This window comes from Bradyrhizobium sp. Kon37 (genome assembly GCF_055807535.1).
In genome coordinates, this window is record NZ_JBVVOY010000091.1 from 1 (window position 1) to 718 (window position 718).

Consider the following 718-nt stretch of genomic DNA (forward strand, 5'->3'; position numbering starts at 1 on the left):
ATACAGAGATCTGCACACTTATTTGCCCTGAAAGACTTATAAATATTGAACTTAATAAAACCATTTGCGGTTAAGGCTCGTATCTCACTCAATGTTTTGCCTAACTCCAAATCATAAGCAATATCAACCTGCTTACAGACATTGATAATGTTTTCATCTCCTTTTTCTTGCAGGATATGGGCCAATGGGGATAGTTGTGCTAAAAGCTCCGCAGAAACTTCTTCTGTTTTCACTGAATAAAGCCATTCAATATTTTCTTTTACTACGGGATTTATTTCTTTATCAGTAAAAATGAACCAAGGAATTTGCTTTTGCTGCCAATAGCGACGCTCTAGTTCTAGTTTTTCTAAGGTACGCTCGTCTTGTAAGGCTGCTGCAGGTTTGACTTGAATAGCAAACTGCTCAAAAGGACCATCTTTGCAGTCCACTAAAAAATCAGTAGACATAACCTGATCTACACCACGAATAACAGGATGCTTAATACCACTATCTATTGCAATCTGCCTGGTATCACTAGGTAATAAGGGGAACTGCTCGCGTATATCTAGCACGCTGCTCTCCCACTCAAGACTGAGAAAAACAGCAAGCTCTAAGTCAGATAGCAAATGATGGACTCGTCCCGTCTTATGAGAATAAATACGGTGGGAACGACCTGAAGAAGGAACTTCTTGTACTGTTAGCCATGGAATATAGTCTTTACCATGCCCTTGGCCACGCC

General features: G+C 40.3%; 1 protein-coding gene. It reads right to left on the reverse strand.

Features of this window, described 5'->3' with window-relative positions:
* A partial coding sequence (locus AC0L3J_RS37190) for a TnsA endonuclease N-terminal domain-containing protein (protein ID WP_473350402.1) occupies positions 1-718 on the reverse strand: 718 nt, incomplete at both ends.